The sequence below is a fragment of the Acetatifactor muris genome (assembly GCF_024623325.1).
GTDB lineage: Bacteria > Bacillota > Clostridia > Lachnospirales > Lachnospiraceae > Acetatifactor > Acetatifactor muris.
The window spans coordinates 96,174-110,375 of record NZ_JANJZD010000002.1; the positions used below are offsets into that span (position 1 = coordinate 96,174).

The following is a 14,202-nucleotide window of genomic DNA, read 5'->3' on the forward strand; positions in this document are numbered from 1 at the left end:
CTCTGCTTTACATTACCAGCTGGACAATAATCATCACAATCCAGAAAAGGCAGTAGATTATCATACCCGCATTCAGAATCACGGTACGAAATCTCTTCCCCCGGGGAATTACAACCGCCCCCCGGTTCAGGACAAATCTCTTCTTCACCAGATTTACAATGATCAGAATACTTCCCGCAATCAGCATTCCCATCACAAAAATCAGGAAAACCATATACGCAATCCAACCTCCCAGATGGTCCATGATATAGCCTGTCAGCGCCTCAATATCCATTCCATCCGAGACAATCCGCGTATATTCGTCGATATCCACCTTTTCCATCAGCCATTTGCTGACCACACCGCCCACAAAGTTAATCATCATATGGAGGGCAATGGTAATCTTCAGATTCCCTGTCTTCACATACAGAAATGCCAGAAATATCCCAAGGGAAAAAGCATAGGCAAACTGGTTCAGATTTCCGTGGAACAGGCCGAACATCAGGCCTGACAGCAGAACGGCTACCCCTTCACCGTAGCGGACAGTTCTGTCCACAATCAGCTTACGGAAGATATACTCCTCCATAATCGGCGCACAGATCACCATCACAAGGAAAACCAGCCACATGCTGGTGGAAGATGCGATGTCAAGGATCACATTGTCCACTGAGCTGCCCTTTAGAATGCCGATTACAGTGGTTATAATATTACCCACGATGTTGGAAGCATACATGACGGCAAAGCACATGACAGCAGACAGGATAAACGCTCCCGCCTTCATACTGCGTCGTTCCAGCCTGTCAGCCGGAACAATTTTCACCAGGACAATCAATAACGGCATTCCCGCCAGATACATGGGAACCGAAGAAAACAGCAGGGCCACATCCGGATTTGTCAGCCACCCCGGTCTCAGCACTCCCACAACAATGGCAGGAATCATCTGCACCGCATAAAGCAGAATCGTTCCCAGGACGAACATCCCGCCCAACATCGAAAAATGCTTCCTGGCTGCCTTAAGTTCACCCGCTTCGTTCCGGTTATCAACAGGCCCATATCCATTCATTCCATCCATAGCTTTACCCTCGTTCCTTCTTCCTGCCCTACATCCGGTATGCCTTTTCCCGGGAGGTGTATTACACGTGCCTTCTCCCTGCCCCGGGCACAGCCGGCCAAAAGAAAACCTGTGAAAATTTTATCATAAACCGGCGTTTTTGTACAGTATATTTCAAAGGATTTCCGGTGCCTGCAGATAATAAGGCAGTGCGCAGACATACACTGTAATCAGCAGAGACACCACAATACCCGTCAGCATCACCGCACACAGAACATTTTTCACCCCTTCGGAGCAATTTCTCCACAGGGGAAATTTTTCGAATCCCCGGCTCACATAGTACATAAAGGGAATCACTCCCGGCAGGATATAGCGCCCCTGTGCCTGATAATCCACGGTATAGGCATAGCGAATCAGCAGAATCAAAGGCATCATCATACAGAACACCATAACCAGGTGAAACAGCATACAGCGCCATCCGAAATTCTCCCTCACTTTTTTCTCCCGTCCTCTGAAGAACAGCACGCTGAGAATTCCCACCGCAAAGGTAATCCGGTAAAACCAGTAAACGCTCCTGCGGGTGTACAGGCTTGCAGAGCCATAGCTTGCAATAAAGCTGTCGCCGAGGCTTTGTATAAAACCGGTTCCAAACAGCATTTCGGCCAGAGTTTTCCCCTGACTGTAATAAGTCTCCCTCTCAATTCCAAAAGACTTCACGAAATTCTCCTTCGTGGTAAGTCCGATAATATCGCCGTCATATAAAATGTAATTTCTGATAAAGGACCAGCTGATACATACAAGTACCAGAACCCCTATGGGAATCCCCTTTTTCAGAAGGGCCCTCCAGTCGTACCGCCATCTGCCTTCCTTTTTTTCCAGAAAATAAGCCACAAATAATATAATGCTGCCCAGAATAAATCCGTACGCATTATAATAAGAAAGGGCGCAGAGTATCACTCCTGCTGCCAGAAACCCGCAGGATTTCACGGAAAAACCGTCGCCATACCCGCACACCAGTCCATAGAGCATCAGCGCTGTGGAAAGCAGGCACATGGAATCCGGGTTCACATACGTGTGCAGAAAAAGGCTCTGGGGCAAAAAAGTCACCAGAAAGCAGAACAGCCAGCGCACCCTGTCGTCCCGGAACAGCTTTCTCCCCAAAAGCCAGACCAGCACAGCCATTCCAAAGCCGATGGCCACATTGACCAGCCTGGCCGTATACAGAAGCGCCAGCGGCGAATCGGTAAAAAGATTCACGAACCGCATGACATATCCCTGTACCATATAGGGAAGCAATGTATAAAAACCATAGGTCCACCTGCATTCTCCGCTGAAAAGTTCCTCCTCAAATCCGGTGGGAAGCGTCCCGTGGCTGCAGATATACAGAGGCACCTTATATCGCGAATGCTCATCCGGCGGATTGCACAGAGAAGGAAATGTATCATTCAGCGGCTGATTCAGCGCAATTGTCAGCGTCACAGTCAGATAAAGCGCAAAATACAGCAGCAGCAAAAGCTTCTCCCGGCATCCTTTATCCATCATCTTCCTGTTCACCGTTTCCTCCCTTCCCAGAATTCATGTACCAGACTGCGATATCCCCACTTTTTCAGCGTCTCATACCCTATTCTGTAATTCCCTTTATAGTGTCTTCCTGTCACGGTATAGCGGATATACTCCTGCATATATTCATCTATTATCCGCAGCCCTCTGTCTGTGTCCAGATTGGGCAGAAACCATCTGCACCAGGTAAAATCATTCTCCTGCGCTTTTCCTTCCTCTGCACTGCCATAGAATTTGCGGTTCATGGCGTGAATCAACCCTATGGCCGCTTTGTCCGATGTCAGATTCTTATCCCGCTGCCAGCGCCGCAGGGCATCCGCTTTTCGCCTGATCTTCGCCTTTGTCTTCCGAATGGTACCCTCGGACAGATCAATCTGCCCATCCCGATAGCCGAACCCCAGAAATTCCCAATATTCTCCTGGACCCGCTGTTTTTACTTTTTCCGGATTCACCGTCAGGCAAAGCTCCCTCAGCTGTGTATAAAGCTGCTTCTGTCGCTCCTCCAGCTCTCTTCTGGTTCCCGCGAAAATCAGAATATCGTCAGAGTAACGAAAATACAGTACATCTTCCCTCTCAAAAAATGCATCCGTCTCCGCCAGATAGACATTTGCAAAAAAGGGAGCCACCGGAATCCCTGCCATAGCACCGTGTCTGTCCGGAACTGCCTCTCCGTTTTCCCATACAAAGGGCTGCCGCAGCATCCTTTCAAACAGTCTGTACAGCCCGGCGTCCTCCTCCCGTACAAACGCCAGCTTTTGCAACAATATATCGACATCAATGGAATTAAAATAATTGCTGATATCCACTTTCAGGCAATATTTATCCCCCGGCTGTGCTTCCCTGCAAATACGCCGTATCGCTTCTTTCACACCGACATTCTTCCGGAATGCATAACAATTCCCGGAAAAATGTCGGTCATAACGGTGCAGCTGCCAGGCGACAAATTTCAGAAAAATTCCTTCTTCCCCTTCGAAAGAATAGACGATTCGTTTCTTCCGGGTGCCTGTCTTATTCAGCAGATGTTTCACAGGAAAGCCGGCCGGCAGTCTGCCCTCTCTACAGTCTGCTGCCAGAGACAGATATCCTCCCCTGTCTATCCATTCTCTGACAGCGTCAGCCTCCTGATGTCCCATCTGCCGTCTGTCCGCTTTTTCTTCCAGGAAAGCACGCCACGCGTCCTCTTCGGCTGTCAGTTCCGCCACGGACAGTGGTCTGCCGGCGGCTTCTTTTCCATCCTGCCCCGTCATTGGTTCTCCTCCTGATACAGTCGCTGCACAAACGGCAAAAAACGCCGAAAACGGCAAAAAACGCCGAAAACAGTATGTATCGCCGAAAACGGTCGAAATTTAATGAAATAAAAAAAGAAAGAGAAAACGCTTTGAAGAAATAAGCGATGCTTATTTCCAGACCAGGCTGAACATATCCCCGTCGCCCGCAAAACATTTTACCGGAATATGCTTTACCCTCCACGGGCGCAGCAATGCTGCATTCTCTTTCTTTTTTATCTCATTTATTTGTTATTCCTTTTCAGGCCCGCCGTCAAATCCCGATATTCTCCCGGAAACGCTGCGAAATATATTCCGGGCGATTCTCCATATAATCCATAAAATTCATATAGGGTATCTTTTTCAGCTCACAGGCCATCCTTGCAAGTCGCACATCCCTTCGGCAATACGCATTATTATCCTTCAAAATCATAATCATGGCCTTAGGGACATTATCTCTGTAAACGCCGTAACTGTAAAATTCCCTGGCGTCTGACGGCGCTTCCATGACACCGGAGGGCACATTTTTCCGCAGCTCATACCCGGGCCATTCCTCCGCGATGATTTTCTCGATGCGCCGGCGCAGCTCCTGTTCCCCGCTGCAATAATTGCGCATTCTTCTCTGCGGCCTCTCTATCGTCTGCCTGTCTCTGCCTTTTCCCAGCACTCTGCTTAAGAATCCCATCTCTCTGCCTGCTTTCCGCATGTGAATACACAATGTCCTGTTGCCGTTCCCGGCGACGCTTTTTTCATTTTCATATCATACCATATGCCGATGGCAAATGCAAGGCTGACGAACAGCCCCCGGAAGATTTCTCCGGAGGCTGTACAGATAAGATAATTCTGAAATTTCAATAAATCCCTGTGGCTTACATCAGTTCTGAAAGACAGCCATCCTTCAGGAACACAGGAATCTCCTCCAGCGGCGCATCGAATATATATTCAGCTCCCCCCGCATATACTTTTCCATCGTTGATGTTCCTCCAGTTTCCTTCCGGCAGATAGACCTGTCTCTTTCTCATATCCTCATATAACACAGGCGCTATAAGGATTTTGCTTCCCAGCATAAATTCATCACTGATCTGCCATGCTGTCCTGTCATCCGGATATTCATAGAAGAGCGTACGGATAACCGGAGTCCCCTTCTCATGCGCTTCCTTCATCAGCTCTGTCAGATAAGGGCGCATCTTCTCCCGGAGCATCATATATTTTGTGAAAATGGCAAGCGCCTCTTCCCCATAACTCCAGACCTCATTATCGGAACCGCTGAACAGTCTGCGGCTCATGGAACCTTCCACTGCATAAGGAGATTCTTTTTCCACAAATGGCAGCCTTGAACCGTGCATTCTCATAACAGGGCAGAACGTGGCATATTGAAACCAGCGGATAATGCATTCTTTGAATTTATCATCATAAATATTCCCGCCGTGGAAGCCGCCGATATCCGTGGTCCACCAGGGCATTCCGGCAAGTCCCATATTCAGTCCGGCTGCAAACTGGTCCCGCAGCGCCCGGAAGCTGGAGTCGATATCTCCCGACCAGATGAGGGTACCGTATTTCTGAGAGCCTGCCCAGGCACAGCGCACCAGGTTTAAAATGTTCTCCTGCCCTGCCTGCTCCATTCCCTCATAGGCCATACGGGCGTATTCCTTCGGGTAAATGTTCCCGATTTCCATATCGCTGCCCCTGTGGAATCGGAAGAATCGATACTCATAACGCTGAATCTCAGGCTCCGCCTCATCCAGCCAGAACAGTTTTATTCCTTTGTCATAGTAATTCTGCCTGATTTTCGACCACACATAATTACGGGCCTCCGGGTTCGTGAAGTCCACAATGTTCACGTCTCCCAGATAATTGCCCCGCACACCGGCATCAGAGTGAATCAGATAACCGTTTTCAGCAATCTCCGCATAATTTTCACTGCTCTTTTCCGCCGTTGGCCAGATGGAAACCATCAGCTCAATGCCCATTTCCCTCAGTTCCCGCACCATTTCCGCAGGATCCGGCCAGTACACAGGGTCAAATTTCCAGTCGCCCTGAGCCGTCCAGTGGAAGAAGTCCACTACAATAACGGAAATGGGCAGATTTCTTTTCTTGTATTCTCTGGCCACCGTCAGGATTTCGTCCTGGGTAAGATAGCGAAGTTTGCACTGCCAGAAGCCCGTTCCGTATTCCGGCATCATGGGAGCCTTACCCACCACATCCGCGTATGCCTCTTCGATTTCTGCCGGAGTATCCTTAGCCACAATCCAGTAATCCAGCTTCTTCGTGGATTCCGCCACCCACTCTGTTCTGTTTTTCCCGAAAGACACCGAGCCGATTGCCGGATTGTTCCACAGGAATCCGTATCCTCTGCTGGAAATGGCAAATGGAATGCTGGCCTGGGAATTGCGGTGTGCCAGTTCCAGTTTACAGCCCTTCAAATCCAGATAAGGCATCTGATACTGTCCCATACCGAATATTTTCTCATCCTCATACGCCTCAAAAGACATTGTCAGCTTAAACTGATCTGTCATCAGATGTGGCTGAAAGCACCTGGGATAGATTTCCAGGGCACTGTTGAACATCTCATCCCCTTTCTTATACTGACGATGATTCCGGTCACGGATATATTCCTCCAGCAAAAGCTTCCCGCTCCTGTCCTTAAAGCACAGCACCTGGGCCTCATTGATTTCGCATACGATATTCCCGTTTGTGACGGACGCCGTACCGTCTTCAATCTGAATCTCAATCTGAGGCTGTTCCACATCCAGCAGCGCCGAGATATCTGTGTCATCTTCGAATCCCTTGAGAGGTGTTGCCCGAACTCTCAGCGCATCCGCCCCCCAGGGTTCAATCCATCTCAGTCCGAATTCATCTTTGATACATAATCTGTTTTGCTCTTTGATAAACATATACTTCCTCCTGTTTCAGTTTCATGACTGTTTATAGTTCCGCCTTCTCTCTTATTCCCTGCCGTCGGCGATGTCCTGCATGTCTTTCAGGATTTCTTCTCCGCCCTGCGCCTTCCAGTCAGAGATAAACCGGTCGAATTCCGAGATATCCTTTTTCCCGGTAATTACCTGCAGAACGAAAGCATCTTCCATGGCGATCAGGTTGGACCAGTATTTCTCCGCCGCGGGTGTTACACTGTAGGAAACCGAAGAAATCTCGTGGTCCGGCTTCAGGGTGGCCGCAGGCCGGTCCGTAATCATCAGTGAATACATTCGTGCAAAATTGTTGTCGTCCACATTCATGTCATAAATTGTGGCATAGTCATCTTTGGCCCAGTCCAGGTTGTTAAACACAGTGGAGAGCGCATTGATGTCATCCTTCAGATGCTTGTACGCCGTTCCCTTGAATTCATAATCATCAACAGTAGTTTCCCCTCTTGCCACACTCAGAAGAACATTGTGGGTATACTCACTTTCGTCTGCTGCCGCCATATTATTTCGAAGCGGGAAGTATCCCACCGGAATTTTCGTCTGATTTACCAGCATTGCCTCGTCTCTGACGTGAATGTTGTTCATGATGATAACGGCCTTTTTCACCTCTTCGCTGGCATTCTTATTGACCAGGGTATAACCGTTGCCCAGATTTCCCACATGGATATTCCACTCGCCTTCATCCGTATAGAGCGGATATGACTGCCAGTTGGCCGTGGGATCATTCTTGAAAGCACTGAAGTTGCCGTATCCCAGTCCCCACCAGGAACACATATAAATTCCCGTCTTTCCGGCATTGATATTCTTCATGGCATCTGTCTGTACACCGATTTCCGGATTCAAAATTCCCTCTTCATACCATCTGTGTAAAAGCTCCAGCGCCTGTTTGAACTCAGGCGTGGTGGAACCGTAATACACTTTTCCATCCTCTCCCTTAATGAAGTAACCAGGGAATGCATTATGTGCCTGATATACGGCATCCAGCATACATACACCGGGGCTCGATGCAAGGAACGTACAGTAAGTTCTGATTCCGTTTGCCGGTCCCTCTATGGCATAGTCACATTTACCCGCTTCCATGAATGCCCTGGCAGCATTTTCCAGATCGGCAACGGTCTTCGGCACTTCCAGGTTCAGCTCATCCAGCCAGTCCTGACGAATAAAATACACACAGGTTCCGCTGGCCGCCACGTCCAGTCCCGGTAAAGAATAGAAAGTCCCCTGCCAGGATGCCTTGTCGGTTGCCACGTCGCCGGCTGCATTCACAATATCCAGCACCTGTCTGGAAGCATACTGATTGAACACATCCCCCAGGTCGGCAAGCTGACCGTCCTTCGCCGCCATCAGCATATAATTGCGCTCGCTGGTCACCAGCGCGTCGGGAAGGGAATTGCTGGCAATCAGGGTAGAAACCTTCTGGTTGTAGCTCTCGCCGTCCGCCGTATACCAGTCCACAATAACATTAATATTGAATTTCTCCCTCAGATACCGAATGAAGAAATTATCTTCCACCGTCTCCCCGTTTTCCTTCAGGGAAGTGTCCGTGGCGCTGACTGCCATTCCGATATGTATATCCACCGGATTCTCGAACCGCTGAAATGCTCTGTCATCGGTTTCTCCCGGTTCCGCGTCCGCCTCGTACTGATCGGATGTGGCCATTTTCCATGTGGATACTGCCTCTGAATTACCCCCCCGAGCTTCTTCGCCGCCGGTCCCGCAGCCGGATACGGCAAGCAGCCCGGCCGCCAGCAATACTGACAATAGTTTTTTCCTCTTAGCCATTTTTCTCCTCCTTCTATGATCCATAGATTCACGAAACCGCCAGGCCTTACCTCGTTGGCTCTCCGATTTCCCACTTCATAAATTCCCCATTCTTATCTGTTCATCAGCCTCCTCTCCGGACAGCCGCCATCATGTACCCTTTACAGCGCAGCCCACACTCTGCGGCGCCTACCCCTTCACGGCTCCCAGCGTAATTCCCGTCACAAAATACCTCTGGATAAACGGGTAAACCATCAGCATAGGAACCATGGAAATGAACACCTTTGCGGCGTCCAGCGCACGGTTGGAGTTCTGGGTCATCTCCTGATATTGCTCCGTTGTGTAAGAGACATCTGCGGCAATTTTCACTACAATCTGTTTGATATAGGTCTGAAGCGGGTAATTTGCCGGCGTGTTGATGAACAACAGACCCTGGAAATATTCGTTCCAGTATCCCACACTGACAAACAGACAGACTGTGGCAAGAACCGGGATGGAACAGGGCACGAATATTTTCCACAGAATTGTCCATGGGCCCGCCCCGTCCACAATCGCGGCTTCCTCCAGATCTGACGGCAGCTGCCTGAAGAAACTTACAATCAGAAAGATATTGAATACCGGCAGACTGCCCGACAGAATCAGCGACCAGAGAGTGTCGATAAGTCCGTAATACCGCACTGTCATATACCAGGGAATCGTACCGCCGTGAAAGAGCATGACAAACACCAGAATCCACATGCAGATATTCCTGGCCTTAAACTGCCTCTTCGTCTTGGCCAGAGGATATGCCATCAGGATCATACATGTCATGGACAAAAGCGTGCCCAACACCACACGTTTCAATGATACAAGCACTGAGCTGAAGAAGGCGCTGTCCCGCATAATCAGCTTATAAGAGCCGAAGTTGAATCCAATAGGAAACAAAAGTACCTGTCCTGCGTCCACTGCCTCTTTGGACGAAACGGAAACGCAGAAGGTATACCACAGCGGGTAGAGACAGCTGAGAGCCAGCACGCTCAGAATAATCCCGTTTACTATCATAAAAATCCGGGATCCGACACTTTTGTTTTTTATCATAATTTCCCACCTCAAAAAATTCGATAGTCAGCAAATTTGTGTGCGAGTAAATAAGAAACTGAAATCAGAACCAGACTTACCACGGATTTCAGCAATCCCGCACAGGATGCCAGGCTGTACTGTACATTCACAAGACCGATTCTGTAGACCCAGGTGTCAATGATATCCGCCGTGGAATAGACTGATGCATTATACATATTGAATACCTGATCAAAACCTCCGTTCAGAATGCTTCCCAGGGACAGCGTTCCCATCAGCACCACCGTAGGAATCAATGAAGGAAGCGTAATATACCGGATCAGCTTCCATCTGCCGGCTCCGTCAATCGATGCCGCCTCATACAGATTGGGGTCAATACTTGTGAGAGCCGCCAGATAGATCACCGCTCCGTAACCGAACTCCTTCCACACATCCGTGCCGATGAGCAGCTGTCTGAAGATATCCGCCTCTCCCATAAAGACCACCGGCTCTGTTCCGAACATTCCCAGAACAGCATTTACCACTCCCTGATATCCGAAAATATTGGACATGATATTCGCAAGAATTACCCAGGAGATAAAATGCGGCAGATATACAATAGTCTGTACTGCCTTTTTAAACCGAAGGTTTACCACTTCATTTAACAGAATCGCAAATACAATGGGAATCACCAGATTCAAAAACAGTTTTCCTCCCGCTATGATCAGCGTATTCTTAAGCACTCTCCTGGCGTCGCTTAACCGCCACAGATATTCGAAATTCTCCAGTCCCACCCATTCTGAGCCAAACCATCCTCTGCTGGGTGAAAAATCTTCAAATGCCATGATAATTCCCACCATGGGAACCACGCTGAACAGAAAAATCCAGACAAATCCCGGAAGTACCATCAGCCAGTAGTGTACCTGCAGAGAAAGTTTCCCTCTTTTTCCATTGGTCTCTTTTTCTATTTGACCCTTTTCCTGTCCCAAAACAATTGTTTCTTTTTCCCGCTGCAAAACACCTCCTCCTTTCTGCCCCAATAAAATATTTTTGATATTATCAAAATTTCATGGTCTTTTCCCCTTATTTTTCTTTTTATTCTTTCTGCGAGATATAGCTTTCTTATTTCTCTGCTATTTTGTCAATTATCCGGATTTTATTTGAATTCAGATTGACTAATTGTATATATTTGACATCAAATTGGGTTGTTTGTTATTTATTATAGTTTTTTTCTGACTTATGTGTTATAATTTTCCCATCAGAATATATGATGTTTTTGATATGTCAAAGAAAGGAACCCATATGAGCAACCCCATTCAGGAAAAAATCGTACACGGAGAGAAGCTTTTCCCTTTTGCCGCCTATGAGTTCACCCCTGCTTTTCCCCCTGAACTGTTCACCGCACACTGGCATTCTGATTATGAAATCATCTATATGCAGAAAGGAGCCGTCACTTTCGGCATCAACGGAATTTCATATCCGTTATCCGCTCACCAGGCGCTGATGGTAAATCCTTACCAGATTCACTATTCCGTCTCCGCCAATACATCGGATTTCAGCTTTACAAGCATCGTTTTCGGGAACTCCCTGGTATTCCCCAGCACGGAATCCCGTATTTATACCAGATATATTCATCCCAGTGCCAGAGAATATATCCGCTTCTTCCCGGTGCTGACTCAGGAAACTGCTTCCGGTATGGACAGCCTGAAAAGCATTGAAAAAATATGCCTTCTGGACAAATCCAGACCCCTCTGCTATGAAATGGAAATCCAGATTCTTCTCCTCTCTGTGTTCTGCAATCTGCTTCGCGCAAACGCATACGACATGGAAATAAGAGAGGATTTTCACACCCTCTCTTATGTGCAGGAACTGCTTTATCTTCTGAGAAAAAATTTCGCGGAAGATATAAAGCTGGAGGCCCTTGCCCAGAATATGAATATCAGTTACGAGCACCTTTGCCGCTCTTTTAAAAAAGTGGTGGGAAAATCTCCAAAGAAATTTCTGAATGATCTGCGATTTCAGCACGCGGTCTATCTGATGAAGACTTCCGAACATCAGGCGATTGCTGAAATCGCTGAATCCTGCGGTTTTTCCGATATGAGTTATTTTGCAAAATGTTTTCGGCAGAAAACCGGCAAAACGCCGTCCGAATACAGGAATCATATGGCCGGAGAATAATTGGAGGCAGGAAGATGCTCCACGCGTCTTATATAACGCACATCAGTCCATACATTATTACGCATATAAATAAACTGATTATGCTTACTTTACTTATTTTATAGTTTGTAGTTGCAGGATTCCATTTTTTTATTTTATTATTTTCAAATAAAAATCCTATTGTTGCGCTCATTATGCCCAAAATCAACAATCCACATATTTTCATTGCAGGCAGTGTATTATTCTCAATTCCTTTTGCTTCAAATACGATACCTGTTATTCCTATTCCCACACATAATATCAAGGTGTATATTACAGTTACCGGAATACGGCGTCCGGCACGTTTCCTGTCTTCTTCCTTACGATAGATTTTATCTGTCATTTTGTAGTTGCTCATTTCTATACTTGTGATAAAATTCAGTATATATACAACAATCAGAATGCCATTGAACCATTGCGTTTTCGGATTTACTCCATTTATCACGCAAAGCAGAAAAATATATACAGTAGACAAGATTCCAATATGCAAATCAATCTGTACCAGCAGTTTCTTCACTTCGCAAATATTATACTCTATCCCGTCATCAAACCCTGCAATCCCATTAAAAGAATCATTTTTTATTGCATTGGAAAAATAAATATGCAGGAATAGTTGTATTGGAATACATGAAATAAACATACAGATACAGACTCCAATACTGAAAATATTCGTTAATGTACTGTAAATTATATATGCCAATATACATAAAACAGATATCCCCACAAAAACCCAAGGCATCTTTCCTATTGATATTTCCTCTTGCGTTGACGATTTTTCCCTGTCCCCATTCCCCAGCAATGTATCAACATCAACTTCAAATAATTGCGCTAACTTGATTAGATTGTCAGAGGTTGGTCTGGAAGTATTGGCTTCCCATTTGGTTACAGCCTGACGGCTGACATCCAAATATTCAGAAACTTTTTCCTGTGACAGCCCTTTCTTTTTACGATAATACATAAGATTTTCTGCTAATTGATTTTCATTCACATTACTAACCTCCATCTGATTTTGATAGCAATAATATACTGATTTATCCAGTTGCACTCTACCAACTATACGGAAATTATGGGCAACTATATGGCAACTATCAGTTGCAGCCGCTGTTTTTTCTGCTGTTCGCCCGATTTTCAGGTTTATAGAATTGTTCAATGATATTATTCTACCACAAATGCAAACGCACTTCCATCGTTTGCTCCTGTTCCCGGTCACTCCCTCTGACTATGCCTGTTCCCACAAGCCCCTCCAATGTCAGCAACCATAGACTGTTTGCCACATTGCCAAGTGAAGAATTCACTTTTTGTCTTTTCATACATGGAATATTGTGGATATCATCCGAATGTGCTAGACTAAGCATAACGACAAATCAGAATTTAAGAAAGGCAAAAATTTATGGATATATACAAATTTTGGAAAGATGTCTTAGCGCAAAATACAGATGTCATCAAAGATTATTTTGACGAGAACGCTTATATAAACTGGCATTGCACGAATGAGCATTTTAACGTAAATGAATTTATCATTGCAAATTGCGAATATCCCGGTGACTGGGACGGTGAAGTGGAAAGAATTGAAGAAATAAATGATTTATTTATTACAGTAACTCATGTGCATTCCAAGGATAAAACTCTATCATTTCATGTTACATCTTTCATTAAGGTTATTAATGGCAAAATTGTAGCAGTTGATGAATATTGGGCAGATGATGGCATTGCGCCTGAATGGAGATTGGGCAAACATATTGGAAAGGCTATTAAATAACCTTCAGCAGAAACCTTTCTCCTTCATAAGTCCGTACCGGGTTCCCTCTGACAATGCGGTAGTGCTCTATCCACGCGGCGCCAGCCTGCCGTTCCTGCTGCTCTTTCCGCAGACAGGCAAGCTTCTCCTGCATCCTCTCCATGGCAATCTGCTTATTCCGGAACTGGCTCCTTTCCTCTGTGGACTGGGTCACAATTCCCGTAGGAATGTGTATGACCCGCACTCCAGTCTCCACTTTATTCACATTCTGGCCTCCCTTTCCTCCACTGTGGAACTTCTCGATGCGGTATTCCCCATCTGACGCCACCTGAACTGCCTCCGAGATGATGCTCACGTCCACATACCAGTTCTTCCTTTTATGGTTCCTGCGGAAAGGGCTCCTGCAGATCCACAGCACCGTCCCCTCCAGGCCGCTCAGGTCATGTTCTGTCCGAAAACGGACGGAATCCAGGCAGCCCCTCTCATGACCTTTGGTCTCTGACAGGATCTCCAAATCCCCATATTCTCTTTTAAGCGCCTCAAGCAGCTTCGCCACCGCCAGCTGGCATTCGGCGGGCCCCTGTCCTGCACTGATCTGAATTATCATAAACCTGCACCTCTTAATTTCTGTTTTATGGTTGATTACCCACTGTTTTTCATTACTATAAAATTCCCTGTGCCATTCCTGCACTC

13 protein-coding genes are annotated in these 14,202 nt (G+C 46.7%); 2 read left to right on the top strand and 11 right to left on the bottom strand.

The annotated features are described in order from the left end of the window. Positions 1-7: 7 nt before the first annotated feature. The 9 genes from NSB25_RS02320 to NSB25_RS02360 all read right to left on the bottom strand — a co-directional run bounded on the left by NSB25_RS02320 (position 8) and on the right by NSB25_RS02360 (position 10,591). Entirely contained in the window at positions 8-1,051 is a 1,044-nt protein-coding gene (locus NSB25_RS02320) for a CPBP family intramembrane glutamic endopeptidase (protein WP_103237889.1), read from the bottom strand. A 153-nt stretch (positions 1,052-1,204) separates the two neighbouring features. Then, on the bottom strand, positions 1,205-2,584 hold the full coding sequence (locus tag NSB25_RS02325) for an ArnT family glycosyltransferase (RefSeq protein ID WP_103237888.1): 1,380 nt from the start codon (positions 2,582-2,584) through the stop codon (positions 1,205-1,207). Continuing rightward, the gene (locus NSB25_RS02330; protein ID WP_103237887.1) at positions 2,581-3,837 is read right to left on the bottom strand and encodes a reverse transcriptase/maturase family protein; all 1,257 of its coding nucleotides are present in this window, start codon (positions 3,835-3,837) and stop codon (positions 2,581-2,583) included. The genes NSB25_RS02325 and NSB25_RS02330 overlap by 4 nt, the downstream gene beginning before the upstream one ends. Before the next feature lie 292 nt (positions 3,838-4,129). After that, entirely contained in the window at positions 4,130-4,540 is a 411-nt protein-coding gene (locus tag NSB25_RS02335; RefSeq protein WP_103237886.1) for a hypothetical protein, read from the bottom strand. After that, complete coding sequence (locus tag NSB25_RS02340) at positions 4,528-4,710, bottom strand: hypothetical protein (protein WP_103237885.1); 183 nt, start codon at positions 4,708-4,710, stop codon at positions 4,528-4,530. Before NSB25_RS02340 ends, NSB25_RS02335 begins: the two co-directional genes overlap by 13 nt. 14 nt (positions 4,711-4,724) lie before the next feature. Continuing rightward, the gene (locus tag NSB25_RS02345; RefSeq protein ID WP_103237884.1) at positions 4,725-6,749 is read right to left on the bottom strand and encodes a glycoside hydrolase family 31 protein; all 2,025 of its coding nucleotides are present in this window, start codon (positions 6,747-6,749) and stop codon (positions 4,725-4,727) included. Between the two features lie 51 nt (positions 6,750-6,800). Next, positions 6,801-8,561 carry an extracellular solute-binding protein gene (locus tag NSB25_RS02350; RefSeq protein ID WP_172454929.1) on the bottom strand — a complete coding sequence of 587 codons (1,761 nt, stop codon included), beginning with the start codon at positions 8,559-8,561 and terminating at the stop codon, positions 6,801-6,803. 168 nt (positions 8,562-8,729) lie between these two features. Then, positions 8,730-9,617, bottom strand: coding sequence for a carbohydrate ABC transporter permease (locus NSB25_RS02355; protein WP_103237882.1), 888 nt, complete (start codon positions 9,615-9,617; stop codon positions 8,730-8,732). Between the two features lie 11 nt (positions 9,618-9,628). After that, complete coding sequence (locus NSB25_RS02360) at positions 9,629-10,591, bottom strand: ABC transporter permease (protein WP_330405994.1); 963 nt, start codon at positions 10,589-10,591, stop codon at positions 9,629-9,631. Between the two features lie 265 nt (positions 10,592-10,856). Between NSB25_RS02360 and NSB25_RS02365 the strand changes: the two genes are divergently transcribed. Beyond that, a complete protein-coding gene (locus NSB25_RS02365; protein ID WP_172454928.1) occupies positions 10,857-11,753 on the top strand; it encodes a helix-turn-helix domain-containing protein in 897 nt (298 codons plus the stop codon). A 28-nt stretch (positions 11,754-11,781) separates the two neighbouring features. On the opposite strand, the gene NSB25_RS02370 is transcribed toward NSB25_RS02365, so the two are convergent. Continuing rightward, a complete protein-coding gene (locus NSB25_RS02370; protein ID WP_257479218.1) occupies positions 11,782-12,759 on the bottom strand; it encodes a helix-turn-helix domain-containing protein in 978 nt (325 codons plus the stop codon). Positions 12,760-13,161: 402 nt separating this feature from the next. Here NSB25_RS02370 and NSB25_RS02375 point away from each other — a divergent pair, with 402 nt between their 5' ends. Further along, on the top strand, positions 13,162-13,530 hold the full coding sequence (locus tag NSB25_RS02375) for a hypothetical protein (protein WP_103237879.1): 369 nt from the start codon (positions 13,162-13,164) through the stop codon (positions 13,528-13,530). On the opposite strand, the gene prfH is transcribed toward NSB25_RS02375, so the two are convergent. Next, a complete protein-coding gene (prfH, locus tag NSB25_RS02380) occupies positions 13,523-14,116 on the bottom strand; it encodes a peptide chain release factor H (protein ID WP_103237878.1) in 594 nt (197 codons plus the stop codon). The genes NSB25_RS02375 and prfH overlap by 8 nt on opposite strands. Positions 14,117-14,202 lie beyond the last annotated feature (86 nt).

Coding starts and splice junctions, on each gene's coding strand:
- NSB25_RS02320 (WP_103237889.1), bottom strand. CDS start 1,051: ATGGATGGAATGAATGGATATGGGCCTGTTGATAACCGGAACGAAGCG.
- NSB25_RS02330 (WP_103237887.1), bottom strand. CDS start 3,837: ATGACGGGGCAGGATGGAAAAGAAGCCGCCGGCAGACCACTGTCCGTG.
- NSB25_RS02335 (WP_103237886.1), bottom strand. CDS start 4,540: ATGGGATTCTTAAGCAGAGTGCTGGGAAAAGGCAGAGACAGGCAGACG.
- NSB25_RS02345 (WP_103237884.1), bottom strand. CDS start 6,749: ATGTTTATCAAAGAGCAAAACAGATTATGTATCAAAGATGAATTCGGA.
- NSB25_RS02350 (WP_172454929.1), bottom strand. CDS start 8,561: ATGGCTAAGAGGAAAAAACTATTGTCAGTATTGCTGGCGGCCGGGCTG.
- NSB25_RS02355 (WP_103237882.1), bottom strand. CDS start 9,617: ATGATAAAAAACAAAAGTGTCGGATCCCGGATTTTTATGATAGTAAAC.
- NSB25_RS02365 (WP_172454928.1), top strand. CDS start 10,857: ATGTCAAAGAAAGGAACCCATATGAGCAACCCCATTCAGGAAAAAATC.
- NSB25_RS02375 (WP_103237879.1), top strand. CDS start 13,162: ATGGATATATACAAATTTTGGAAAGATGTCTTAGCGCAAAATACAGAT.
- prfH (WP_103237878.1), bottom strand. CDS start 14,116: ATGATAATTCAGATCAGTGCAGGACAGGGGCCCGCCGAATGCCAGCTG.